The sequence below is a fragment of the Puia sp. genome (assembly GCF_035546395.1).
Lineage (GTDB): Bacteria > Bacteroidota > Bacteroidia > Chitinophagales > Chitinophagaceae > Puia.
Genome location: NZ_DASZXR010000018.1, coordinates 97,880 through 119,723, shown reverse-complemented (window position 1 = coordinate 119,723; position 21,844 = coordinate 97,880). Strand labels below are relative to the sequence as shown.

At 50.5% G+C, this 21,844-nt stretch carries 25 protein-coding genes; 9 read left to right on the top strand and 16 right to left on the bottom strand.

Annotated features, from left to right (window positions below; genetic code table 11):
* Positions 1-9: 9 nt before the first annotated feature.
* From VHE34_RS26015 to VHE34_RS26005, 3 genes are read right to left on the bottom strand one after another with little or no spacing between them, the layout of a single operon-like run.
* Positions 10-315: a hypothetical protein gene (locus VHE34_RS26015; RefSeq protein ID WP_325593445.1), complete on the bottom strand. Its 306-nt coding sequence runs from the start codon at positions 313-315 to the stop codon at positions 10-12.
* Between the two features lie 39 nt (positions 316-354).
* Entirely contained in the window at positions 355-1,551 is a 1,197-nt protein-coding gene (locus tag VHE34_RS26010; RefSeq protein ID WP_325593443.1) for a hypothetical protein, read from the bottom strand.
* A gap of 11 nt (positions 1,552-1,562) precedes the next feature.
* Positions 1,563-3,995, bottom strand: a complete 2,433-nt coding sequence (locus VHE34_RS26005) for a TonB-dependent receptor (protein ID WP_325593441.1) — start codon at positions 3,993-3,995, stop codon at positions 1,563-1,565.
* 601 nt (positions 3,996-4,596) lie between these two features.
* On the opposite strand from VHE34_RS26005, the gene VHE34_RS26000 reads away from it, so the two are divergent.
* Entirely contained in the window at positions 4,597-4,773 is a 177-nt protein-coding gene (locus VHE34_RS26000) for a hypothetical protein (RefSeq protein WP_325593439.1), read from the top strand.
* Positions 4,713-4,979 (top strand): tetratricopeptide repeat protein, encoded by a 267-nt coding sequence (locus VHE34_RS31240; protein ID WP_414709928.1) that lies wholly within the window; start codon positions 4,713-4,715, stop codon positions 4,977-4,979. The genes VHE34_RS26000 and VHE34_RS31240 overlap by 61 nt, the downstream gene beginning before the upstream one ends.
* A 385-nt stretch (positions 4,980-5,364) precedes the next feature.
* Here VHE34_RS31240 and idi read toward each other — a convergent pair whose 3' ends face one another.
* The 9 genes from idi to VHE34_RS25955 all read right to left on the bottom strand — a co-directional run bounded on the left by idi (position 5,365) and on the right by VHE34_RS25955 (position 13,043).
* On the bottom strand, positions 5,365-5,913 hold the full coding sequence (gene idi, locus VHE34_RS25995) for an isopentenyl-diphosphate Delta-isomerase (protein WP_325593437.1): 549 nt from the start codon (positions 5,911-5,913) through the stop codon (positions 5,365-5,367).
* 20 nt (positions 5,914-5,933) lie between these two features.
* Complete coding sequence (locus VHE34_RS25990; RefSeq protein WP_325593435.1) at positions 5,934-6,641, bottom strand: lycopene cyclase domain-containing protein; 708 nt, start codon at positions 6,639-6,641, stop codon at positions 5,934-5,936.
* Positions 6,641-7,099 (bottom strand): beta-carotene hydroxylase, encoded by a 459-nt coding sequence (locus VHE34_RS25985; protein ID WP_325593433.1) that lies wholly within the window; start codon positions 7,097-7,099, stop codon positions 6,641-6,643. The genes VHE34_RS25990 and VHE34_RS25985 overlap by 1 nt, the downstream gene beginning before the upstream one ends.
* 5 nt (positions 7,100-7,104) lie before the next feature.
* Complete coding sequence (locus VHE34_RS25980) at positions 7,105-7,569, bottom strand: SRPBCC family protein (protein ID WP_325593431.1); 465 nt, start codon at positions 7,567-7,569, stop codon at positions 7,105-7,107.
* Between the two features lie 47 nt (positions 7,570-7,616).
* On the bottom strand, positions 7,617-8,462 hold the full coding sequence (locus tag VHE34_RS25975; protein WP_325593429.1) for a phytoene/squalene synthase family protein: 846 nt from the start codon (positions 8,460-8,462) through the stop codon (positions 7,617-7,619).
* Positions 8,446-9,939 (bottom strand): phytoene desaturase family protein, encoded by a 1,494-nt coding sequence (locus VHE34_RS25970; RefSeq protein ID WP_325593427.1) that lies wholly within the window; start codon positions 9,937-9,939, stop codon positions 8,446-8,448. Before VHE34_RS25970 ends, VHE34_RS25975 begins: the two co-directional genes overlap by 17 nt.
* A gap of 8 nt (positions 9,940-9,947) precedes the next feature.
* A complete protein-coding gene (locus VHE34_RS25965; protein WP_325593425.1) occupies positions 9,948-10,616 on the bottom strand; it encodes a MarR family winged helix-turn-helix transcriptional regulator in 669 nt (222 codons plus the stop codon).
* Between the two features lie 160 nt (positions 10,617-10,776).
* Positions 10,777-11,508, bottom strand: a complete 732-nt coding sequence (locus VHE34_RS25960) for a glucosamine-6-phosphate deaminase (RefSeq protein WP_325593423.1) — start codon at positions 11,506-11,508, stop codon at positions 10,777-10,779.
* 11 nt (positions 11,509-11,519) lie between these two features.
* The gene (locus VHE34_RS25955; RefSeq protein ID WP_325593420.1) at positions 11,520-13,043 is read right to left on the bottom strand and encodes a Gfo/Idh/MocA family oxidoreductase; all 1,524 of its coding nucleotides are present in this window, start codon (positions 13,041-13,043) and stop codon (positions 11,520-11,522) included.
* A gap of 11 nt (positions 13,044-13,054) precedes the next feature.
* Here VHE34_RS25955 and VHE34_RS25950 point away from each other — a divergent pair, with 11 nt between their 5' ends.
* The 5 genes from VHE34_RS25950 to VHE34_RS25930 all read left to right on the top strand — a co-directional run bounded on the left by VHE34_RS25950 (position 13,055) and on the right by VHE34_RS25930 (position 17,498).
* Complete coding sequence (locus VHE34_RS25950) at positions 13,055-13,615, top strand: GNAT family N-acetyltransferase (protein WP_325593516.1); 561 nt, start codon at positions 13,055-13,057, stop codon at positions 13,613-13,615.
* Between the two features lie 94 nt (positions 13,616-13,709).
* Entirely contained in the window at positions 13,710-14,549 is an 840-nt protein-coding gene (locus VHE34_RS25945) for a hypothetical protein (RefSeq protein ID WP_325593418.1), read from the top strand.
* A gap of 9 nt (positions 14,550-14,558) precedes the next feature.
* Positions 14,559-16,298 carry a hypothetical protein gene (locus VHE34_RS25940; protein WP_325593416.1) on the top strand — a complete coding sequence of 580 codons (1,740 nt, stop codon included), beginning with the start codon at positions 14,559-14,561 and terminating at the stop codon, positions 16,296-16,298.
* A 490-nt stretch (positions 16,299-16,788) separates the two neighbouring features.
* Complete coding sequence (locus VHE34_RS25935; protein ID WP_325593414.1) at positions 16,789-17,100, top strand: hypothetical protein; 312 nt, start codon at positions 16,789-16,791, stop codon at positions 17,098-17,100.
* 59 nt (positions 17,101-17,159) lie between these two features.
* On the top strand, positions 17,160-17,498 hold the full coding sequence (locus VHE34_RS25930; protein WP_325593412.1) for a DUF2185 domain-containing protein: 339 nt from the start codon (positions 17,160-17,162) through the stop codon (positions 17,496-17,498).
* A 71-nt stretch (positions 17,499-17,569) separates the two neighbouring features.
* Here VHE34_RS25930 and VHE34_RS25925 read toward each other — a convergent pair whose 3' ends face one another.
* Genes VHE34_RS25925 through VHE34_RS25915 form a run of 3 tightly spaced genes read right to left on the bottom strand, consistent with a single transcriptional unit; the run spans position 17,570 to position 18,377 of the window.
* On the bottom strand, positions 17,570-17,821 hold the full coding sequence (locus VHE34_RS25925) for a type II toxin-antitoxin system RelE/ParE family toxin (protein ID WP_325593410.1): 252 nt from the start codon (positions 17,819-17,821) through the stop codon (positions 17,570-17,572).
* Entirely contained in the window at positions 17,821-18,033 is a 213-nt protein-coding gene (locus VHE34_RS25920) for a hypothetical protein (protein ID WP_325593407.1), read from the bottom strand. The genes VHE34_RS25925 and VHE34_RS25920 overlap by 1 nt, the downstream gene beginning before the upstream one ends.
* Positions 18,034-18,041: 8 nt before the next feature.
* Complete coding sequence (locus VHE34_RS25915; protein WP_325593405.1) at positions 18,042-18,377, bottom strand: helix-turn-helix transcriptional regulator; 336 nt, start codon at positions 18,375-18,377, stop codon at positions 18,042-18,044.
* A 290-nt stretch (positions 18,378-18,667) separates the two neighbouring features.
* Here VHE34_RS25915 and VHE34_RS25910 point away from each other — a divergent pair, with 290 nt between their 5' ends.
* Positions 18,668-19,072 carry a hypothetical protein gene (locus VHE34_RS25910; protein WP_325593403.1) on the top strand — a complete coding sequence of 135 codons (405 nt, stop codon included), beginning with the start codon at positions 18,668-18,670 and terminating at the stop codon, positions 19,070-19,072.
* 42 nt (positions 19,073-19,114) lie between these two features.
* Complete coding sequence (locus VHE34_RS25905) at positions 19,115-20,314, top strand: DUF6786 family protein (RefSeq protein ID WP_325593401.1); 1,200 nt, start codon at positions 19,115-19,117, stop codon at positions 20,312-20,314.
* A gap of 54 nt (positions 20,315-20,368) precedes the next feature.
* Here the strand turns inward: VHE34_RS25905 and VHE34_RS25900 are convergent, their stop codons facing one another.
* Positions 20,369-21,484 carry a cytochrome c gene (locus VHE34_RS25900; RefSeq protein ID WP_325593399.1) on the bottom strand — a complete coding sequence of 372 codons (1,116 nt, stop codon included), beginning with the start codon at positions 21,482-21,484 and terminating at the stop codon, positions 20,369-20,371.
* Positions 21,485-21,844: the final 360 nt, after the last annotated feature.

Below are 21,844 nucleotides of genomic sequence, written 5' to 3'. Positions count from 1 at the left end.
GCATCATTCTCATTTAACTGTTGGCGAATAACGGTAGAAGCCGGCCTCATTATACTGATCGGCATTGCCATATTTCAGTGAAGGGTGCGTATCTGTATGATGGGCAACAAGCGCATGGATCGCGATCTTAGGGGTAATAGCAAGGGCAAACAAAACCGGAAGGGCGCCTTTTAATGAAGAGCGGATGAAGCGGTAACCCACCGCTGACGCCAATGGATTGCTCATTTCCCGGGCTATAGCAATAATCATAATCAGGCTATGGATAAAATCCAGACTTTCTTCTTTTAAACGACCAATGCATAAAATCCAGGGCAAATTCGCCACCCGGAAATTGATGCTATATTTGGCAATGGCCTAGTTAAAAACTTCAATTTGGTGTGGGTCGCCCTGGGTGGTAACAATCGGCTTGCTGCCGGCCGTGTCGGCAGCAGGATCATAGCGGTAAATGCCTACGGCCGAGGTACCTGCGATACCAAATAGCACTTTGTTCTCAAACAATCCTACCGAGGCAGCCATTCCATTTGAATACGGGATATTCAGCTTTGTGATTGTCTTGTTGATAATATCAACCTTGAATGAGCCATATGTCCGGTCATTTACATAATCAGGAGGATTGCTGGCCAGCGCGTAAATGTTACCTGTTGAATAAACAATGCCATTGCCGGCATACCGAAAACGTTGCAGGTAGTCAATTTTGTTTCCGGCAATCCCGCTAATGGTTATATCGGATGTATTAAAAAAGTAAGTAGGATCGAAACTGGTTTGACCATTCTTGATGCGCAGAAATCCACCTTTCTGGCCCGGCACAAATCCATAGGAAGCTACGCAATAGAGATAGAGGTCACCGTTTTCATCAAAGAAGATGGATTTTTGCTCGTTAACGCTTCCTGCCCATCCGCTGCGGCTATCCGTGGCGGAGGTGATTGAAAAATTGTTATTGACGTCTATGATCAGGACTTGCACTGGACGAGTACTGGTATATCCATCGGTAGTTTGGCTGCAGGCCACATATAACTTTCCGTTCCTGAATGCCATTACATTCGGATCGGGGTTTCCATCTCCTAATCCATAAGAGGTAAGGTCAATGGTATTCAATATCGCCATTGTCGATGGGTTGAATACCAATATTTTTCCCGCATTCATTAAAGAGAGGTAGGCCCGGCTGTCACTTTCGACAACTGCCCCCAGCGGAGCAGAAGCCGCCGGTGCCGTCAGGCTGCCCGTTTCAGCAAGTGTGCCATCAGTCTGTCTTGTATATTTCTTAACCACATCGCCGTAGCGTTGCGGCATCACGAAGACATCATTTTTATACAAGGTCACATAAGGATAATTGACCGATTGCCGTGCCTTGCTGTTGTTGTAACTACCCACGCTTAAATCCTTCATTGTGCCAACATAGCCTACAATGGGGTTGGCGGAGGAGATGTTTGTGCCAATGAGAAATTTGTCGAGGTTGGGAGTAGTGCTTCCTCCATCATCCTTTTTTTTGCAGGACGAAAAGAAAAGGGCCGTTGCTGTAATGGCGAGTGTCGCTTTTACTGTTACTTTCATGTTTTTTTTGTTTATGGATTCGTTTCTTGTTGAAGTAGTTTTTTTCCAAGGAACAAGTACCGCAGCTTTATCCGGAAAGTGCGTCCCGGAAGCGGTTGGTTATAATTATTGACGACTCTTTCGTCGGTGAAATTGTTGGCTTCTGCGGCAATGATGTAGCGCTTGTTTTTAAAGGACTGTTCAAGGCTAATTGTATGAACAAGAAAAGAGGGAATGAAATAATCATCGTAAGCACTTACGTTGAAGCCATAGTTGTACCGGGCGCAATGACTGCCTTCGTACAGCAGCTTTGTTTTGCTTTCTTTGCCTAACAGGTCATACCAGGAATATTCTACGCTCCAGTTAGTGAAAAACTGCGGCGTGTTGGGTATGTCTAATTTATACGTTGGGTTGTCGACGTTTTGCGTACCGGGCAAATATTTATTGTCATCTTTTAGCTTCTGGTAGGTGATGTTGAAGCTGGCGTATAAGTTTCTGGTGACGTCATATTTTATATCGAAGTCGGCTCCATAAATTTTTGCTTTGGCAAAATTTACATAGCCAATCGTAAGGCCATTACCGGCCAATTGAATGAGGTTGTTCACGTTCATGTAAAATGCATTCGCATCCACCTGAAGCCGTTTGCCTTTTGCATTGGTTTTATCATAAGCCAACCCGACGTTTTTGTTGTAAGCTATCTCCGGCTTCAGCAAAATGGAAGGTGTGATCAGAACACCGTCACCAAAAAGTTCGGCATTGCTGGGCAATCGCAACGCTTTTTCGTAACTGGCTTTTACAAGAAGAGAATTAGTAAAATTGTAACGAACACCCGCATTGTAGCCAAACCTGGAGATGGTATTATTGACCTTGTCTGGCGGTGCTTGCAAATAAATGTTCGTGTTGTATCCATCTACTTTGTTGTAATAATGCTTGAGGGCTGTCGAAAAAAGAAGCTTATCATCCATTACGTGTGTTTCCACGGTAAATCCTGTAATGGTATTCGAAAGCTTCCCCGGATAGTTGTAAATGTTCTTACCAGCGTATGCATCTGCCGTATCGTCTTTCTGATCAAGATGCCCGATGCGGGAAGTGTTATTGAGGTTAAGCGTGAACGTGTTGTTTGCGACGTAATTAAAATTCACCTGCTGGCGAAACTCATTCTGCTTTGTCAGGGTAAAATTCGGACCGTTGCCCAATTCGCCTTTCCCGTAAAAACTTGGTGAGGCATGATTGTTCCAATCGTAACTATAGCTGGATGTGTCCACAAATTTTACGTTAATAGCGGCCATTATGCCATGGTAACTCAGGGACAGCTTATTGTTCAACAGGTTTGCCTTTTTTAAACCTAACACCGCTACTGCCGTTGTTCCCTGGCTTTGTATGTGTTGAATGTTTTGCTGAATACCCTGGAGCTGCTTCTGACTGTTTAAATAAGCGCCTTCTATTTCTACTTCATCGAACCACAAGCGATGAAACCTGATAGAGCCGCCAGCGAGTAATGATTTGAACCGGTCATGGTCTCTTTTGATTTTTAACCCGGGCTGGTAGGGCGATTCCATGACGTAATTGTTGTCGCTACTATTTGTGAAAATGCCTCCGCCCGCTTCTATTCCACTTTTGTCAAATGTCTTTTTTAGAATTAATCCGGTCTGGACGGTTTTATAGGATTGATACGAAGCCGTTGCATCAATATAGCTGACATCTCTATGCCTGATGACAACGTTCACCGCACTGCCCAAGCCGTCGCCACCCAACCATGCCGGGATAGCGCCTTTATAAATTTCAATGCGTTCAATGATCTGAAGCGGCAAATCATTGATACCAAGGCTTCCATCTGGTGTGTTTAACGGGTTGCCGTCAATAAATATCTGCACCCTGTTTCCTTCCAATCCCCGAATGGAAATTCTTGCTTCACTGCCCACGCCACCGGTTTGCCTTATCTGCACGCCGGTTTGCCTGGCTAATAATTCGGTAAGATTAGCGGCACGGTTCTCTATCTGTTTGGCAGAAAGAATGGTCACCGGCATTACATTTCGCTTTACGGCCAGGGCTTCGGCGTCTTCCTTCCGCATCCCGGTGACGGTTACGTCTGCCAGTGTATGATTTGCCACCGTCAGCAACACCATTGCCTCATTTTGTTGCCCTTCGGTTACGAGAAGCGTTTGCGTTTTTACGGTATAGCCAGCCGAGGAAATGATCATCACATAACGCCCCGCCTTCAGGCTTAGGGACGCGACACCCTTATCATTTGTCTTGTAATGTTGGTTCATGGAAGCCACTCGTACGGTGGCTGCAATCGGCTCTTTGCTTGCCGAGTCCACGACTGAAACAAGGATAGTTTGTTTCTCTTGTGCTTTCACCGACAGCATGGCAACAAGTAGAAAGGAGGCGACCAAACCGGCTCGCTGTGAAAATACCGCCAGGCGGCGCACATGTGATTTTTGTTTGTTTTTCTGCTCAGCCATTATTAATTGTTTCTGAATAAGATCTCATACCACTTTTTAATTCCATAAAAAAACTTCCCGCTTAAACCACCATAGTAATTCACATTGGCAGCCGGATTGAAATATTGCCGGTAAGCATCGTTGATGCCTCCGCATACATTACAATTCAATGCGATTGCCAGGTAAACAGAAAGGACAAGACATAATATGCCCCGATCTCAAATAAGCGTATTCAGTGTTAAATCAATGATGGAGGCCCTCGGTCCGACGAGGCGAGACCGATAGAAGTTAAGCGTTGTGAAAGATAATCGGTATAAGTAGGTTGAAAGTGGGCAGCGGGAGGGGCTGAAAATTCTGGAATAGAATTGCTAGCGTCTTTTACAAAATGATAATCGCAAATCAAACAGTCAGACACTTTACTCACCCATTTACCGGTTTGCGAGGACTGGGCTTTGCCAAAATTTCCTTCATGGTGGTGAAAGACTTTTACGACGTGAATAAACACAAATACAGCCATTAAAATAGCAGTCGCTATTTGCTTTGGTTGTATTGTTTGGTTTCTACTCACTAAGCAAATGTATAGAAAAATCCGTTTTTTGCAACGATGTTGTAATTTTTGTCTATGAATCTTGTAAGTCAAAATATTTGCGAGGCTTTGAAAAAAGATAATGCCTATGTCGATTTACTTGACAGCCTGGCCTTTGCCTATTTCAGGATAAGCGTCGACAGCCTGATTTTCTGCAGCGACAAAGCCCTGGCAATTGCAACCCAATCGGGTATGCGAGGGGCCAGTCCATAAGTCTAAGGCAGAAAGGAAATGCCTATTATGAACTGGGTGACTATTCAAAAATGTTACTGCATTATCAGGATGCTCTTCGCGTGGCAGAGAAGGCAAACGATTCGCTGCAAATGGCGAAAGCCATGTACAATATAGGGAATAATGCCTATCAGGAAATAGGAAGAAGTGAGGACGCCCGGAATATAATAAAAGGAGACGCGCTATGAATTCGAGAAAAAGGAAGCGCTTTTAGAAGCCGCCCAGGAAAAAAAGGGCGCCCTGAATAAAAGCATTGTCCAGAAAAAGGAACTGCAGATTTTCATTGCTTTGCTGTTGATCCTGCTCCTGAGTCTGCTGGTTCTGTTACCGATCAGAAGCAGGGCAATCAAACAAAAGAACAACTCGATACTGGAAGCCAAGAATGAAGAAATAGAGCGGCAAACCTTATTATTGTTGAAAAATAACCAGGAAAAAGACAAGTTATTCTCCATCATGGGGACCCGGAAATGGTTAATCTCCTGGAACTCGCCACAGACAAGGATTTGGAAGGGCAGGTTCGAATCCCTCCCTTTCCGCCAAACCAATCAATGTCCCGCCGCCGCGGCCTCAGCCTCACGAAGTACCGGCAGGCGAGCTGGCGCCGGGCATCCAGGGGGAAAGCAGGACTTTATTGATCGACATCCGAAACCAATACGTAAACCGGCCCGGATCGATTTCGATCTCCTGTTGCAACTCCGCCGGCCATGCCCACCGGGTACCCGCGACTTCTTGCGGGTTGGGATGGGGCTCGCCGTCCGCGATACCCATCAGCACATGATCCAGCTCGTGTTCGATCAAATTGTTCTCCACCGGCGTCTTGTAAACGAAATGGAAAACAGGGGTAAGATCGCATCGAAGGCCCATTTCATATTGCAGCCTTTCCATGGCGCCGCTTCTGATGTCCTCGCCCCACTGCGGATGCGAGCAACAGGCATTCGTCCATAGACCGCCTCCATGGTATTTGGAAAAGGCCCGGCGCTGCAGGAGCATTCTGCCCTCCTTGTCAAAGATGAAGACGGAGAATGCCCGGTGCAGGACTCCTTTTTCATGCGCCTCCATTTTATCCATCGTTCCAACCGGGTTGTCATCGGGATCGACCAGTACCACATGATTTCTTTCCATGGCAGCAAAGGTTTTGTGAATTAATAGTTGATTACAAAGCTGCGCTCCCTCCTTTTCCGGAAGAGGAGGAAAAAATAAAGATTGAGCAGGATCAGCGCATATCCATACACCATATCCTCGACCGGAATGGTCAATATCCGCACATTCATTATCTCAGCGGGATTATAATTGACGATAGGGGCGCGCAACCCGGTGCCGGTCAGGACGCCGTTCACCAGGAAAAAGCCCGGCATAAGGAGGATATAGGTCAGCGTTGCCTTCGCCAGCCAGGTGACTTTCGCGATGAAATGAAGGAAGACGAGCACGGCAACGGTAAACAATCCGGTTACCAACGGGTAGAGTCTTTCTAAGTGCAAGGCGATCGTGACGGTAAGAAGACCCAATAAGATCCACACGACCGCCGGCTGGTATTTGGCCGTCCAATCCAGGTTGACAAACCTGTCCAAACAGAAGAAAGTAAAGAGGCAGGAGAAGGGTATACAGATGAAAAAGAGCCATTCTTCCACCGGCAGTCCGAGCATCGACATCCCCAGTGTATATTGCTCCCGGAACCACCAGACTCCCCTCGCAGTGAACCAGGCGTCCCAGGCGATGAAGGGAAGAGCGACCAGGAGCATACTTTTCAGAACGATCCCGAAATAGGGATAGAAACGGATCCTCCTGTCGAATGAGAACAGGAAACAAACGATTACGGCCAAAAGATCGATACAGAGGTAGGTATAGGCCATTATGCTGCTTTTTTTTGGAAGTACATCCGGAAGTACTTTACCGGCACCCACAAGAACCCGTAGCATTCTCCATCCTCCCTGCCCGTATGTTTGTGATGTTGTTTATGCGCCCTGCGGATGGCCAGTAAATAGGGATTCTGCGTTCTGGAAAGAAACCTGATCCGCTGGTGAATAAAAATGTCGTGGACAAAGAAGTAGGCCATTCCATAAAGACTGACCCCCGCGCCGATGAAGAACAGGTAGTTGAAATGCGCCCTGCTCCCGGCATACATCAACACGATCGCGGGCAGGGCAAAGATCAGGAAGAAATAATCATTCTTTTCCAAAGGCCCGTCATGGCGATGGTCATGATGATCCTTGTGCAGCACCCAGAGGAAGCCGTGCATCACGTATCGATGGATCAGCCAGGTAAGCCCCTCCATCGAAAAGAAAGTCGCCAGCAAAATCAATACATTCATTGGGTTCATTTTTTTGCGCCAAACAATTTCTCGAGGATCCTGTAACGGTAGTCAAAAATGGCTTCCAATCTCTTCCGCACCACCAGCCGGTGCAGGATCTCCCCTAAAAAACCCAGCGGCAGCTCGTATTCGACCGTGTCTTTCATCAGAATCCCATTGTCGTTGGGAATGAATTCATGGTGGTGATTCCAATACTTGTAAGGCCCCTTGCCCTGAAAATCGGTAAAGCTCTTGCCCGGGTCGACCTGCTTTATCACGGTCTGCCAGCGCAGGGGGATCCCCAGCAGGGGACTGACTTTGTAGTCCAGGATCATCCCTTCGTAAATGTCGTGACTCTTTAGCTGGGTTAATACGACGAAATTCAACTCCGGGGGTGTGATCTGCGCCAAATTCACCGGCGAGGAGAAGAAACGCCAGGCCGTTTCCGCAGTGCAGGAGAGTTGCTGGGTTCGCTGTAGCGTGTGTCTCATCTTTTGACGTTTAGAATCATTGGATCGATCTTCCGGGCTTGGGTAGTTCACCATCCGCCGGTGATGGACATTTTATATTGTACATAACTGGTCATCATCAGGGAAAGCTTCCGGCCATTGGGAATGCGGACGCGGTGATGCAGGATCCTGGCCGCCGGCGTCCGTTTGATCTTTCGAAAAAGCGACAAATAATACCTGTAAGCGAGAAAGACGCCGAACCGGGCCGTTCCGGAAAGCCGCTGGATGCCTTTGAGGGCTTCCTGGAACTCCTTTTCGATCTCCTGTTCGATCTGGCGTTTGACGGTATCGTCAAACCTCCCCATTTCAATATGTGGAAAATAGGTGCGTCCGAGCTGTTGATAGTCGTCTTTCAGGTCCCGGAGGAAATTCACCTTCTGGAAGGCCGAGCCCAGCTTCATGGCAAAGGGTTTCAGCGCTTCATACGCGTCGGCATCCCCTTTCACAAATACCTTCAGGCACATCAGCCCAACCACTTCCGCAGATCCCAGGATATAGCGGGAGTACAACTCCGGGTCGTAGGTTAGGGGCGACAGATCCATCTCCATGCTCTGCAAAAACTGGTCGATAAGGCCGCGGTCGATCCGGTATTCGTTCACCGTCTCCTGAAACGCGTTCAGGATAGGGTTGACGGAGATCTTTTCGTCCAGCGCCTCCCAGGTTTGCTGACGGAAGCGCTGCAACAACACCGCCTTGTCATATCCATGGAAACTGTCGACAATTTCATCCGCCAACCGGACATAGCCGTAAATGGCATAGATCGCCGGGCGAATCGACGGATGAAGAGCCATGATCCCCAAGGAAAAACTCGTGCTGTATTTTTGGGTCGTGATCTTGCTTAATTGGTAGGACAGTTCGTCAAACAGCTGTTTCATAAGCCTCCTTTATAAGTTTATCCAACTCCCCGGCTGCTATCTTTCCGGAGATGATCGATGGCGGCACCCCCGGACCGGGGACCGTTAGTTGTCCGGTATAGAATAGATTGGCCAGCTGACGGTTCCGGACGGAAGGTTTCCCGACAGCGGTCTGTGAGAGCGTGTTGGCAAGCCCATAGGCGTTGCCTTCGTAAGCATTATAGTCTCTGACAAAGTCGCTGACACAATAGCTTTGCAAATAGTCCAGCCTGGATCGGAGATCGGAGACCCCGGTATGTTTTTCCAGCCGGTCGATCATGGCCACCAGATATTCTCCTCTGGTACGCTTGTCGTCTTCGATACCGGTTGCCAGGGGCATGAGCAAGAAGAGGTTCTCATGACCATCGGGGGCAACGCCAGGGTCCGTCTTAGACGGGCAGCAGGCATAAAACAATGGTTTTTCCGGCCAGCGCTTTCTTTTATAGATTGCGTCGATGTGGTCGTCCAGGTCGTGCTCGAAAAATAACGAATGGTGTTGCAGGCGGGGTATCTTTTCGGTGAATCCGAGGTAGTAAATGAGGCAGGAGGGAGCAAATGTCCGGCTCCGCCAATAGTCTTCGGAATAATTTCGCTTCGAAGGATCCAACAACGATTCGGTGTGATGATAGTCCGAAGAGGCGATGACGGCGTCGACGGCGATGGGATCTCCATTCACCTGGATGGCCGATATCCGGGAGCCGGAGGCGATGATGCGTTCAACCGGCTGATCGAAGTGAAACTGCACTCCGAGTTCTTCCGCGATCCGCCACATCGCCTGGACCAAACGGTAGAAGCCGCCCATCGGGTAATGCGTGCCCAATACATACCCTCCATAATTCATCAAACTGTACAAGGCGGGGACCTGCTCGGGAGAGGCGCCGAGAAAGATCACCGGAAATTCCATCAGGGTCCGCAGCGAAGGGTGCCCGAAGTGTTTTTTGACGTAGGTTCTGAAATTGGACAGCAGATCCAAACGGATGGCGCTGGAGGCTATCTTCGGCGTGACAAACTCCCACCAACTGTGACAGGGCTTATGGACGAATTGCCCCATCCCCACCTCATACTTGAATCGCGCGGATTCCATGAATTTGTCGAGCCTTTTGCCGGAACCGGGCTCGACCCGATCGAAAAGCCCGCGCAACTCCTCGTAGGAAGCCGGGATGGAAAGGTTCCCTTCCTTGCCGATGATCTCAAATTGCGGGTCGAGCGGGATCAATTCATAAAAATCGCTGGTCCGGTAGCCAAAATCCTTGAAGAAACGGTCGATGACGTCCGGCATCCAATACCAGCTGGGTCCCATGTCAAAAATGTACCCGTTCGCCGTCTTCAGCTGTCTCGCGCGGCCGCCGGGAGTGCTGTTCTTTTCATAAACATGCACTTCGTTTCCCGCTTTGGCCGTGTAAGCCGCCGCAGAAAGACCCGAGATGCCTGCCCCGATGATCGCCACTTTTCTACGCATGATAAAAGCTAAATTGTTTTGGATGGAATTGCGGTCCTCACTGTATCCAGCAGTTCGGCCCGGTCTATATTCTTTAGAAAGATGGGTTCGTGGAACTGTTCCAGTTTTTGCAGCAGCCGGATCAATTCGAGCTTCTCCGGCCGGGTCAGATCGCCGGCTACCAGTTGGGTGGCGGTGTCGATCCTTTTTTTGATCTGGCCCAGCGCAGCTTTTCCTTTCGCGGTCAGCCGGAGCACTTTGCTTCTTTTGTCCACCGCCGAATCTACCTGTACCACCCATCCTTGCTGGAGCAGCCGGTTGATGATCAACATTCCCGATGGCTTGTCCTGGATATTTCTCCGGATCAGCTCGGTTTTTGTCATTTCACCATAGGCGGTCAGCGTGATCAGGTAGATGAATTCTTCCTGCGTGGAGAAGTCGGTGCCGTGGATGGCGGATTTGGAGTAGGTTTTCGCGTAGCGGTTCATATGGACGATCATCGTGCTGATGACGCTTTCCGGCGTCCGTCCCTTTTCCTTCCCGTCCCAGCCCGGTTCCGGCCGGGGCTCTTCCGCCCCCGATTTTCCGCAAACCCACTGCCGGAAGCCATGGATATCATTCGGGTATTTGTTGTTTTGACTGGCCGATTCAAACTGTTCGCACATATCGATCAACTCCTTGAGAAGCGTATAATTCATGTTGGGAAATGGGTGGATTAGCACAAATTAGAATACAAATATACTATTATATCGAATATAAGTATATAAATAAACTAAAATAATGTAGACAATTGTCTATCAGCGGCCATTTTTATGGCTACCTACACTGCGGGAGGTATATTCTTTTGGGGAAATGGGTTTACCGGCTGCTGAGCAATGCGGCGGCGTCAGCGTCCAAATAGATGCGAAGCCCAGGATGCCGGAGCAGCAGGGTGGCGGGAACTTGTTCCGAAATCTCTCCCTCCAGAACGGTCTTGACGATGGATGCTTTCTTCGCTCCGCTCACGAGGAGAAAAATGTTCCTCGAATCGAGGATGGTGCCGAGGCCCAGGGTGATCCCTTTGGTTAGGATTTGGGCCTCCCTGAAGTATTTTTGCCCGGTTTGGGCGGTGATGGGATCAAGAACCGTCACATGCGAACGGGATGTAACGGAGGTGCCCGGTTCGTTCATCCCGACGTGCCCATTCAGCCCAAGGCCGAGTATCGTTGCATCGAGACCGCCATGGAAAGCGATGAACGCTTCCGCCTGGCGGCATTGCGAGGCCAGGTCTTCCTCCCTGCCATCAAAAAAGAAGAGGTGCTCTTCCGGCACATGAAGCGGCCCAAAGAGCTCCCTGTCCAAATGATACCTGCAGCTGCCCTCATCACCGCCATTCAAACCCACCCACTCGTCCAGGCCCACAAAGCGCCAGCCCGAAACATCCCCCTCTCTTTGCCCCCCCCGCGCAACGAGATTGCGGTAGAGCCCCGCGGGCGAATCGCCGGATGCAGGGCAGAGGAGTGGGCTTTTGCGGGAGCCCATAACGGTGACCAGGTCTTCGGTGGCCCGAAGGGACATTTCTTCGTACGTGCTACAAACAACGACTTGCATATATTGGTCTTTTAAAGCGAAAGCGGGCCCCAGCCCTTGCGGTATTCTCGTTTGATAAACTGATTCGCCGGCTCATAGTTCGTCACCCTCATATTTTCACCATCCCATTTCAAGGCCAGATACCGGCCACTGAATCGATAGCCTTCCATATTCCCATATACGGGGTCATTGCGCTTGATCTTTTCTTTGATATTGAAGCTGCGCAACAACAGGTTCCCCAGTAACACGGTTTCCGTCAATGGGCCCGCATACCCTACAAACGGCGAATCTACTTCCATCTTCCCATGGCCGGCGATGCAGGCATCCACCCATTGCCACCAATGTCCATCCATTCCGCCTTCCACCCGGGGATATTTTTCGGGGATGTGGACGTCCTTGTTGAGGGAAAGCGGGAGCAATCTCGGGTGGCTGCCGCCCCATCCACAGGAAACCTTTCCCTTTGTCCCGATGAACAGGGTGCAACCTTCGAAATCGTTCTCCCCGGGCCAGTCGCCCAGCACTTCATTGGAATTCGAGCCGGGGTCCACCTCAGTCAGGCGCTCGGGCGTTATCCCACCATCCATCCAAAACAGATCCACCTCTCTTCCGTTCTTCGTGGTGAACCGGAATTTGAGCGAGCTGGAGACGGGGCCGCTCTGTGGATAGACACCCTCTTTGAAGATGCCCTTGTAGACTGTGCTCGCGCTGCCGGAAATTTCGGTGGGATAACCCAACTCCAGCAATTTGAAGGGCGGCCCCATGATATGGCAACCCATATCCCCGAGCGCACCGGTGCCAAACTGCCACCATCCCCGCCAGTTAAAGGGCACCAGGTTGTCGATATAGTCGACATATTGGGCCGTACCCAGCCATAGATCCCATTTAAGGCCGGCCGGCACGGGCGGTTTGCCTCCGGGCCAGGAAATGCCCTGGGGCCAGACGGGGCGGTCCGTCCAACAATATACTTTTTCGATGTCACCGATAAGCCCCGCTTCGAACCACTCCCGCAACGTCCGCATCCCGTCGCAGGAAGCGCCCTGGTCGCCCATTTGGGTCACTACCTTGTATCTCTCTGCGGCTTCCGTAAGCAGCCGGGCTTCGTAGATATCGTGGGTCAACGGTTTTTGCAGATAGAGATGTTTGTTCAGCTGCATGGCGCTCAGTCCCACCAGGGCATGGTTATGATCGGGAATCGCCACCGTTACGGCGTCAAAATGCTTGTTTTCCTTGTCGAAGAGTTCCCGCCAGTCGTGATAGAATTTTGCCTTCGGAAATTCCTTGATCCTGGGTTTTGCCTGACGGTCGTCCACATCGCAGAGGAATGCTACGACTGCGTTCTTTTTCGGGGCCGATGCATAGTGATGGATATCGTTCTCTGCTTCTCCCCCGCAGCCGACCGCCGCTATGTACAGTTTATCGCTCGGGGCCACAAACCCTTTTCCCCCAAGAACGAACCTTGGAACGATATAAAACCCAGCGCCGGCCAGCGCGACTTTTTTGATGAACTCGCCCCGGGTCAAGGCCTTTTTCACCGGCGTGGTTTTTCTCTTTTTCATGATGGGAAGCAATTTTCTGTCCCAATACTACTTATCTTTCCGGAAAGACCAAAAACCTGATACCAACAAATTTCACGACCCAGCGCCTGGCCCTTGCGGCACTACACCTGGATGATGCCGCGTTCATCCGGCAGCTGCTCAACACGCCGGGCTGGCTCGAGTTCATCGGGGATCGCAACGTCCGCGACGAGGCGGAGGCGTACGCCTATATCAACAAGATAAATGAAAACCCGGCCGTCAACTATTGGACGGTCTGCCTGCCGGATAAGTCAGCGCCCATCGGCGTTATCAGCCTGATACAGCGGGACTACCTCGATTTCCCGGACCTTGGTTTTGCCTTCTTGCCGGAATTTGGCCGAAATGGCTATGCCTTCGAGGCGGCGTCCGTTCTGCTGGACCACCTCCGTGCCGAGTCGCATTATCCCCGGTTATATGCGGTGGTATTCCCTGAAAACACAGCCTCTATCCGGCTGCTGGTAAAGCTGGGCTTCCATTTCGAACGCCCCGAGAGGCTGGAAGACCGGGAGAAACTGCTTTATAGCCTCGACATGAGCCAGCCGTTGATGGATTGAAACCCGCCACTCCTAAGACGGGCTTCACCCCTCCTTGGTTTCCCCTATAACCCGAGCCGTCAACGCCTTAGTTTCGCACCCAAAAAAAATGGATATGCGGCGTGGCCAATTTGTATTTTGGATCCTTGCGCTTGGGATGTTACTTCAGGCGTGCAGAAAGGACCATACCCCTCCTCCTACTGTACCCCCCACTCCCAAACCGGCGAGGAAAGTGCTGTTGAAAGATATCGTGATCCCCAGCCTGCCTTCCCCCTATTACCACTTTGAGTACAATAGTGACAGCCTGGCGACCAAGGTCGATTTTGCCTCGGGGTATTCGACGTATGACGTCCTTTACAAGGGAAACAATATCGCGGAAATGCGGAACAATATTATCGTCAATCACGACACCCTGCGCTATTTGTATGACGACGCCGGGAAAGTGTTTATGATCATCTTTATCAACCAGTCGAATGTCGTTTACCGGCATGTCATCTTCCTATATGAGGGCGACCTGGTAAAAAAGATCGATTTTGACCACAAGGTGGGGGATGTGGGTTTCCTGATCGATCGAAACCTGACATTCGCCTATTATGATGATGGGAATGTGAAGACCATTACCGATCACCGGCCTGGCTTTGACGGTTCGCCGGAAAATACCAGCGTCCGGCAATTCGAGGCATACGACAACAAGGTCAATGTCGACGATTTCAGCCTGATCCATGCCACCTACCAGGACCATCTCTTCCTGTTCCAGGGGTTCCGCTTACAGAAGAACAATCCCGGGCGGGAGATCTTTTCGGCCGGGCCGGACAACCTGGCCTATACGGAGGACTATACCTACACCTATAACAGCGATGGAACTCCATTAGTGAAGTCGGGTAGCCTGTTATTTACGGCCGGATCGGATTCCGGAAAAAGATTCCAGACGACAACCAACTATACGTATTACTAAACTTCTCCCATGAAATCTTCCATCTGTTTGATCGCGACCTTGCTGGCGGCTCCATGTGTATTCGCACAGGAAAAAGTCACCAGCGTTATCTCCAACAACGGCAATACCATTACCTGGACCATCAATGAACCCAACGTTAAAAGACCTTCGGAGCCTTTCACGCAGATACGGTTCCAGAAGGATGATGAGATCTACATAACGGCCGGCGGCTGTGCGCAGACGGGTGGATCCGGTAAGACCTGGAAAAGATATGTCCACCCTTCCGGTGACAACAGCGCGTATTACTACTTTGGAAAGCTGCAAATTCCCAGTGTCACCTCCGGACTCGTCAGGATGGAGCAATTCCTCAACCGAAAACTCAGTTTCACGCTGCCTCCGAATGAGAGTTCGTTTCTTACTCTTGGATACGCGGATGACAAGTACAGTGATAACGGGTATTGGGGCCATGATGACGGAACCGAAAACCAATGCAAGGGGGTCGGCAATGCCTGGGTCACCATCGCCATTACCCATCACGTGACGCCGCCGCCTCCTCCGGCGACCTTCAGAGATTTTGATGTGGTGGCGACGGAACTGGATGACAATGGATTTCCGTTGAACCCGAAATGGGGAAAGCAGGTGAATTCGGGTCAGAGCCCCGATTTCAAGAACCTGACAGACGACTACCCGTTCTGGAGAAATTCAGGTTTTTGGTGCGGCACGCACTACAATTTCATGCCCGTTACCTACCAGGGACAAGTGGGATGGGAAGGTCACAGCAATCCCATCTATGACGACGATGACTACTACGGGGCGATCACCCGGGCCGACCGGGCCATCTATACCACGGCCAGGAACTATATCCACTGGGAGTTCAATAGCGAAGAAACCGTGGACAATTGGGATGGAACGAACACCTGGTGGAACCTTTTTCATCATCATGCGGTAGACGCAAGCGATGATGCGGCCAAGGCGCATATGGACAATGACTCAGCCATTGTCATCGGGCTTTTGAACATCGACGGGCAGCACGACAATCCCTGTGAATTGCATCCCGTCTATGCCATGTTCCTGAAACAACCCGTTGCTACTTTGGATAATACGTTCCCGGTTCCTGCCACCAACAGCAACCTGGTGTACCATTTCTTTGTCCGCAACTGGGGTGACGAAGGTTTTTGCAGCAGTGGACAGGAATACCTGTTCTACGACTATGTGCGAGTAAAAATTCCCGGCGCGGGGAAAATGACGGCCGCCAATGTTTATAAACCCGGGGATGCGAAGTACAATCCCATGGGATGGTCGGTGGAATATCAGCCCGACGGAGCCCTGCTGACCTTTCATTTGAACAGTCCTTCCGAGAAGGGTTGGTTTGTCGGCGACCTGGCTTTTGACCGGCTGCCGGGCTTCGGGCAGGGAACCATACTGAGACCGCTGGCATTGGGCAATATTGGTGCGGGTGAAACAGAATTCGAAGCGCCGGCGATGGAACGGGTGCATGAGAAATTGAATGCGATGCCAAAGGCCAGACAGGATACTATCGCCAGGCAAATAAGGCAATTGGTGGCGCACGGGATCATCAAAAAAGTCGATGCCGATGCCGCTCCATTGAAGGTTCCCTCCAAAGCGGCCCGTTTTGGGAAGTTTACGTCGATCAAGCTGCCGGCTGATTTCAAGCCGATGCATACCGATGATCCCGAGAGGAATAAGCGAGAGGAGCTGAAAAAGCAGTTAATCGTTAAATATGTGGATAGTACGTTGTTAAAGAAGTGAGGTGCGTCGACAATGGATGTTGGATCCCCGGCCGGGCGCCGGGGATTTTTATCATCAAAAATACTAAAAATAATAGCAATTATAATCTAAAAGATTTAGTAAATTCGTTGTCCGTCTAAAATCTTGTAGAACCCGCGCCGGAAAAGGATTAAGCGGCCGAAAAATAGGGTAGAATCGGACCAAAAAAAAGGAATATCCGGCAGGAAAAATGGGATCATGTGGACGTAGATATAGTTAATTTAAATCTTTTCTTTGCGTATGAACCGTGATCCTCGTTACAGGTCCATCCGATCAATGGTCAATGATGGAGCTATCAAGTCGCTGAATGAGATTTTCAACCATATCCCCAAATCCATTGTTGCCGCGGACTGTGGAAAGAAAGTGACCCGATTTACCCATCTGATGGAGAATGTCGATGAATTCAAGATGAGGGAATTGTTCAAGATAGGTGCGCTTTGCGATCGGTATCTTTATAGCAAAAGATCCCATTATGAACAAATGGCTTGTCATCCCCCTGCTTCTCGCGGGCATTCGCCTCGGTGCGCAGCCCCTCTACCAGCTGCCGGCCGGCACTCACTCCCGGGTCTCCAGCTTTGAAAACCTCAACGGGGGTAAAGGCCAGGGCGGAAAAAGCAATGCGACGGCGAAGGGGCATGCCTTTGAGGATCTGAAGGCCGGCGAGACGAAGACTTTGCTGGATGTGGCGACGGGTATTGTGCAGCGATCCGACATGGCCTTGTTAAAACCAATCTACCTGGCAACGCTTACGATTGAGACTGGGATAGAGCTCGTTGGCAACTGATATTTTTGGCGGAATCCCGTTTGCAATGACACAATTTTCATCTTTATTTGTCTCAAAAAATGAGCAGCAAAAAGAATTTCAAACTTAAGGCTAATGAGTTAGTTCAACTCACTCCCGGAATGGGTGGATGCATTGCGCCTGATACGATTACAGTTGAAGGACTTAAAGTCAAGTGGATGTATCGCGATACTCCTAAAAATGATGTTGACAGCGGTTGGCAATTTTTCTCAGGAACTGAGACTCAGGAATATCTGGACAATCTAGATAATTCTTCGATATACGCAGTCAACACTATTGCAAACTATGATCCAGCGATAATTCCATATTTGAATTTGCCTATCGGCACAGAATTGGAGCGAGTTGATGGAACAAACTTATTTAAAATTGTTCCCGGGTAAAAAGCTACTTTTATTGCATAACAATCCTTACTGACACAGTTTATTTTACACTCCCGAGAGATCACTTCATTCTACTCATACACATCTCTTCTATTACCGATGACCAGGACAAAGACGGTGAGGATATTATCCTTGACCTGGTAGATGATTCGGTAGTCGCCGACGCGAATGCGATAACCGGGCCGGCCTTTGAGTTTCTTGTAGCCATGGGGCCGGGGATCATTGGCCAGGGCTTTTACGGCAGCAACGACCTTGTTGAAATCAGGGGGTGGAATTCTCGCGAGTTGTTTTTGGGCTTGCTTCTCTATGACAACCTGGTACATTACTTTTTCTTTTTCCGGGAGGTCTCGATCTGTTTTAACGCCTGCTCCAGGGGGACAAACTCCAGCTTACGGCTCATGGCTTTGTCATAGGCTTTGATATCGTCCAATTCCTCCAGCTCTTCCATCAGCTTATTGTAATCTTTGATGGGCAGGAAAACGCCTACCCGGTTGCCCTTGGCATCGACGACGAAGTTCTCGTTGAGGTGAGTCATAAAAAAAGTTATTTGGCGAATGCCTTTTTGGTTTTGTTGTAGGTGATGGCCATATCGATGAAATAATAGACCTTGTCTTTCTCTTCGGCCGGCAGGGCCTCGATATCTTCGATGCGCTTCAGTAGTTTTTTATCCAGTACCATGTTCGACGATCCGGCGATGAGGTAATCAACGGTTACGCCCAGCTCGTCGGCGATCTTTTTAGCCGTCTCGACGGAGGGCTTGATCTCATCGCGTTCATACCGGCCGATGATGGGGGCGGAGGTGCCTACCTTCTTGCCCAGGTCATCCTGGGATAGCTTCAACTGCTTGCGGTGCAGGACGACGCGTTTTCCAAAAGTCATAAAAAAAGTGCTTTAAATGCCCTGAAATCGGGGGTAGGCAAAATTAGGGTATTTATTTATGCTATACAAGCACAAAAGTTTTGCTGATTGGGAACTAATCCATTATTTTCGTCACCAATAGGTACTATAAAAAAATATTTTAGGCATGGAAATTATTTACAAAAATTATGATTGCCACAAGCATGTATGAGTAAGTTGATACTTTAAATAAAATTCGGAAACCGCTAAGCATACCCGAGGATGGCGAGAACGCGGAACATGTAGTAACAACATTGCCTAAAAGCACCTGAATGAAACTGCCAATAATAAAGGAACTGGATGAGACCGTTGCTTTTATTAAGTTGAAGGACAATACTGCCGACTTTGGCCAACATACTATTGATCAATTTGAATTTTATCTGGTACTTGTGCTGGAAATAGTTCGATTCGAGATAATTGAATCAGGTGCAATATCCGACAGGACTGCCGATGCTGCGAAACCTTTGTTTACATTTCAGGTATTCGAATACTATGCAAGAGATTATCCTGCCCTGTATGAGAAATGCTCAAATTTGGGCTATGAATTAAGGAGCTTTAATGATAATTGGAAAAATCACGACCTAAAAGGGACGCGGCCAACAAAATCGGCTTGGAACAGATTTTTTCAAGACAATATTAGAAAAATGACGCTAAAAAGGGGGCTATTTGGCGAATAACAGGAGTAAGACCGGCAGTTCAATTTTTGCTATCTTCATTTCATGAACACCCGATCGCTTGCCGCCATCTCTTGCCTCCTCATGCTTGCAACATCCTGTAACGACAACAAACACATCGATCTGCCCGCGGGCAGTTTTGGTTATGACCTGGCCTTTCTCCAGCGCCACGACAGCATCAGCGTGCTGCAAGCGGGGGAAGCGCGGGTTGCGGTGTCACCCAAATACCAGGGCAAAGTATTTACGTCCAGCGCGGCGGGGGATGAGGGGACCAGCTTCGGGTGGATTCATTACAAGGCCTTTGAGGCACCCGCCGACCCGCATATGAATGCTTATGGCGGGGAGAACCGGCTCTGGCTGGGGCCGGAGGGGGGAAAGTTCTCGCTGTTCTTTCCGCCGGGGTCGAAGATGGAGTTTGCCAACTGGAAGACGCCGGCGGCCTTTGATACGGAGCCGTGGACGGTGGTGTCGGCGGAGGGGCGGCAGGTGGAGCTTCGGAAGGATTTTGAATTGACGAACTATGCGGGGACGGCTCTTTCGATCGGTATCAAGCGAACCATTTCCATTTTGGATCGGGGAGTGATCGATAGTGTGCTGGGGTTGGCGGCTGACACGGCGGTAAAGGCTGTGGGATATCGGACGGTGAATGTGCTGACGAATAGGGGGCAGGCTGCCTGGACGGAGGCTACGGGGATGCCCTGTCTCTGGCTGCTGGATATGTTCAACCCTTCTCCGGCGACGACCATCGTTATTCCTTATGGCGGGGACTCGTCCAAACCTGCCACCACGGACTATTTTGGGGAGATCCCGGCCGACCGCATCAAATATGCCGATAACGTCCTGTTTTTCAAAGCGGATGGGAAGAGCCGGGGGAAGCTGGGTATTCATCCGCAGCGGGCGAAGCCGGTTGCCGGGAGTTATGATGCCCAACATCATATTCTCACTATTACGGCGTTTGACGTCGATTCCGGCGCACGATACCTTAACCAGGAGTGGAATACTTCGAAGCCGCCTTTTAGCGGTGATGCTGTGAATGCCTATAACGACGGGCCGCTGGCTGATGGCAGCCAGATGGGGCCTTTTTATGAATTGGAGAGTGTGTCACCGGCGGCGTTCCTGGAAGCGGGGCAGTCGCAGACGCATAGGCATTCCGTGTACCATTTTACGGGGCCGGAAGCGGGGTTGGATGCCATTGCCCGCAAGGTGCTGGGGGTGTCGATCGAAAAGATCAAAGGCGCTTTCTAGCGGCGGGCGTCGTTGGGGGCGGCCATCGTTTGCGGCCGGCCTTTTAGCGGCCGGCTATCTTCCGCGGCGGGCCGGCTTTTCCCGGCCGAGGCTGTCGGCGCGGCGATACGCCGATTCGTTACACCAGCAAGGACATGCCTGAAGCGACTCCGCCGCGGGATGCAGGGAATCTGCCGATACTGTGGGGAAGGCCGCTCCTGCGACGGCGGCATCACCGATCTTGCCGGCTACATTATACCACCCATGTTTATCGACTGCGAACGTGTAGAAGTCTGCGACGGGAGCTTCGTTTGAGGGCGCGGCTGTCACGGTGTCTGTATGGGCGACCCGTTGAGCTGCGGCGCCACAGTTGGCGTCGTTGGCGACGCAGCTGTCGAAGCCACGCTTGTGATCCATCACCGCGTTGCTGTCGACGGATTTGCTGGCGGCGGCAATGTAATTATAGAGGTTACCCAGGTCGTCATCGCTGAGATCCTTGAAGAGGGGCATGGGCGCCTTGTAGCGATTGAAGAGATAGCAACTGTACCCATCTCCGCGCCAGAGGAGGATGGCGTTGTTGCGGGTGAAGGCATAGAGCCATTGACGGTCGCGGCGGCTGGTGATCCAGGCCAGTGGGGGACCGGCCACTTCTTCCTTCCCGCCGTGACAGGAGGCGCAGCGGTTTTCGAAAAGAGTTTTGCCTGCGTCGGTGGACGGTTGCGAAGGGGCGCTGGTCAGGGCGCGGGCTTCGATCCACTTCAGCAAGGCATCATCACCGGCCACGCCTTTATACACCATCATCTCTGTTCCGGGAGTCTTTGCGGGGATGGAAATATTCAACGGCTTATGGATACTGACCGACTGACCGCCGGTGACGTTGATGTAGATCATCCCTGCGCTGTTGTTGGCTTCCCTGCTGCCATGGAGGAGGCCACCGCGGTTCATATCATCGTTGGTGAAGGCTTCTTTCACTTCGAGCGTAACGGAGGGGGCGTCACCGGCATCGAGTGAGCCGGCGGAGATGCTGATCTGGGCGCCGCCGGGGGTCTTCAACACGGTATCCTTTGCCGGATCGACGATGAAATTGGTGGTTGGTAATTCCGCGCCGAAGTTGGGTTCATGGGCTTCGCTACTGTCGCAGGACCAGGCTGCGACCAGGAGCACCGGGATCAATATTGCGATAGTGCGCATTGGCTTTTCTGGGATTTGGCTCATCCTTTTCATGGATTTGGCTCATTTGAAGAACGAAAAGATGGGCTCATTCGTCTGTTGCCAAGTGCTTTTTTTCCGCTCTGGTGGCGGAATTCCGGCATTTTTGACTATCTTTAAGGTATCAAACTCATTTGTGTCCTTTGCCAATCAAACCTTGAAGCGGAAGTCAACATGTGGCTCCGCTTCTGTTTTTATAGCCGACCACAGGGAGGCTGGCCGAAGGCCCATCATCGGCCCTGCCAGATGCCGCAGGCATCGGTACGGAATAAAAGCAAACCGGCATAGCAGGGATAAGATAAAAAAGCCCGCTCGCGATGGCGGGCGGGTTTCGAATGAAAA

Excerpts from the sequence above, each read along its gene's own strand:
- VHE34_RS26010 (WP_325593443.1), bottom strand. The coding sequence starts at position 1,551 with ATGAAAGTAACAGTAAAAGCGACACTCGCCATTACAGCAACGGCCCTT.
- VHE34_RS26005 (WP_325593441.1), bottom strand. The coding sequence starts at position 3,995 with ATGGCTGAGCAGAAAAACAAACAAAAATCACATGTGCGCCGCCTGGCG.
- VHE34_RS26000 (WP_325593439.1), top strand. The coding sequence starts at position 4,597 with ATGAATCTTGTAAGTCAAAATATTTGCGAGGCTTTGAAAAAAGATAAT.
- idi (WP_325593437.1), bottom strand. The coding sequence starts at position 5,913 with ATGGAAAGAAATCATGTGGTACTGGTCGATCCCGATGACAACCCGGTT.
- VHE34_RS25990 (WP_325593435.1), bottom strand. The coding sequence starts at position 6,641 with ATGGCCTATACCTACCTCTGTATCGATCTTTTGGCCGTAATCGTTTGT.
- VHE34_RS25985 (WP_325593433.1), bottom strand. The coding sequence starts at position 7,099 with ATGAATGTATTGATTTTGCTGGCGACTTTCTTTTCGATGGAGGGGCTT.
- VHE34_RS25980 (WP_325593431.1), bottom strand. The coding sequence starts at position 7,569 with ATGAGACACACGCTACAGCGAACCCAGCAACTCTCCTGCACTGCGGAA.
- VHE34_RS25975 (WP_325593429.1), bottom strand. The coding sequence starts at position 8,462 with ATGAAACAGCTGTTTGACGAACTGTCCTACCAATTAAGCAAGATCACG.
- VHE34_RS25970 (WP_325593427.1), bottom strand. The coding sequence starts at position 9,939 with ATGCGTAGAAAAGTGGCGATCATCGGGGCAGGCATCTCGGGTCTTTCT.
- VHE34_RS25965 (WP_325593425.1), bottom strand. The coding sequence starts at position 10,616 with ATGAATTATACGCTTCTCAAGGAGTTGATCGATATGTGCGAACAGTTT.
- VHE34_RS25960 (WP_325593423.1), bottom strand. The coding sequence starts at position 11,508 with ATGCAAGTCGTTGTTTGTAGCACGTACGAAGAAATGTCCCTTCGGGCC.
- VHE34_RS25955 (WP_325593420.1), bottom strand. The coding sequence starts at position 13,043 with ATGAAAAAGAGAAAAACCACGCCGGTGAAAAAGGCCTTGACCCGGGGC.
- VHE34_RS25945 (WP_325593418.1), top strand. The coding sequence starts at position 13,710 with ATGCGGCGTGGCCAATTTGTATTTTGGATCCTTGCGCTTGGGATGTTA.
- VHE34_RS25940 (WP_325593416.1), top strand. The coding sequence starts at position 14,559 with ATGAAATCTTCCATCTGTTTGATCGCGACCTTGCTGGCGGCTCCATGT.
- VHE34_RS25935 (WP_325593414.1), top strand. The coding sequence starts at position 16,789 with ATGAACAAATGGCTTGTCATCCCCCTGCTTCTCGCGGGCATTCGCCTC.
- VHE34_RS25930 (WP_325593412.1), top strand. The coding sequence starts at position 17,160 with ATGAGCAGCAAAAAGAATTTCAAACTTAAGGCTAATGAGTTAGTTCAA.
- VHE34_RS25925 (WP_325593410.1), bottom strand. The coding sequence starts at position 17,821 with ATGTACCAGGTTGTCATAGAGAAGCAAGCCCAAAAACAACTCGCGAGA.
- VHE34_RS25920 (WP_325593407.1), bottom strand. The coding sequence starts at position 18,033 with ATGACTCACCTCAACGAGAACTTCGTCGTCGATGCCAAGGGCAACCGG.
- VHE34_RS25915 (WP_325593405.1), bottom strand. The coding sequence starts at position 18,377 with ATGACTTTTGGAAAACGCGTCGTCCTGCACCGCAAGCAGTTGAAGCTA.
- VHE34_RS25910 (WP_325593403.1), top strand. The coding sequence starts at position 18,668 with ATGAAACTGCCAATAATAAAGGAACTGGATGAGACCGTTGCTTTTATT.
- VHE34_RS25905 (WP_325593401.1), top strand. The coding sequence starts at position 19,115 with ATGAACACCCGATCGCTTGCCGCCATCTCTTGCCTCCTCATGCTTGCA.
- VHE34_RS25900 (WP_325593399.1), bottom strand. The coding sequence starts at position 21,484 with ATGCGCACTATCGCAATATTGATCCCGGTGCTCCTGGTCGCAGCCTGG.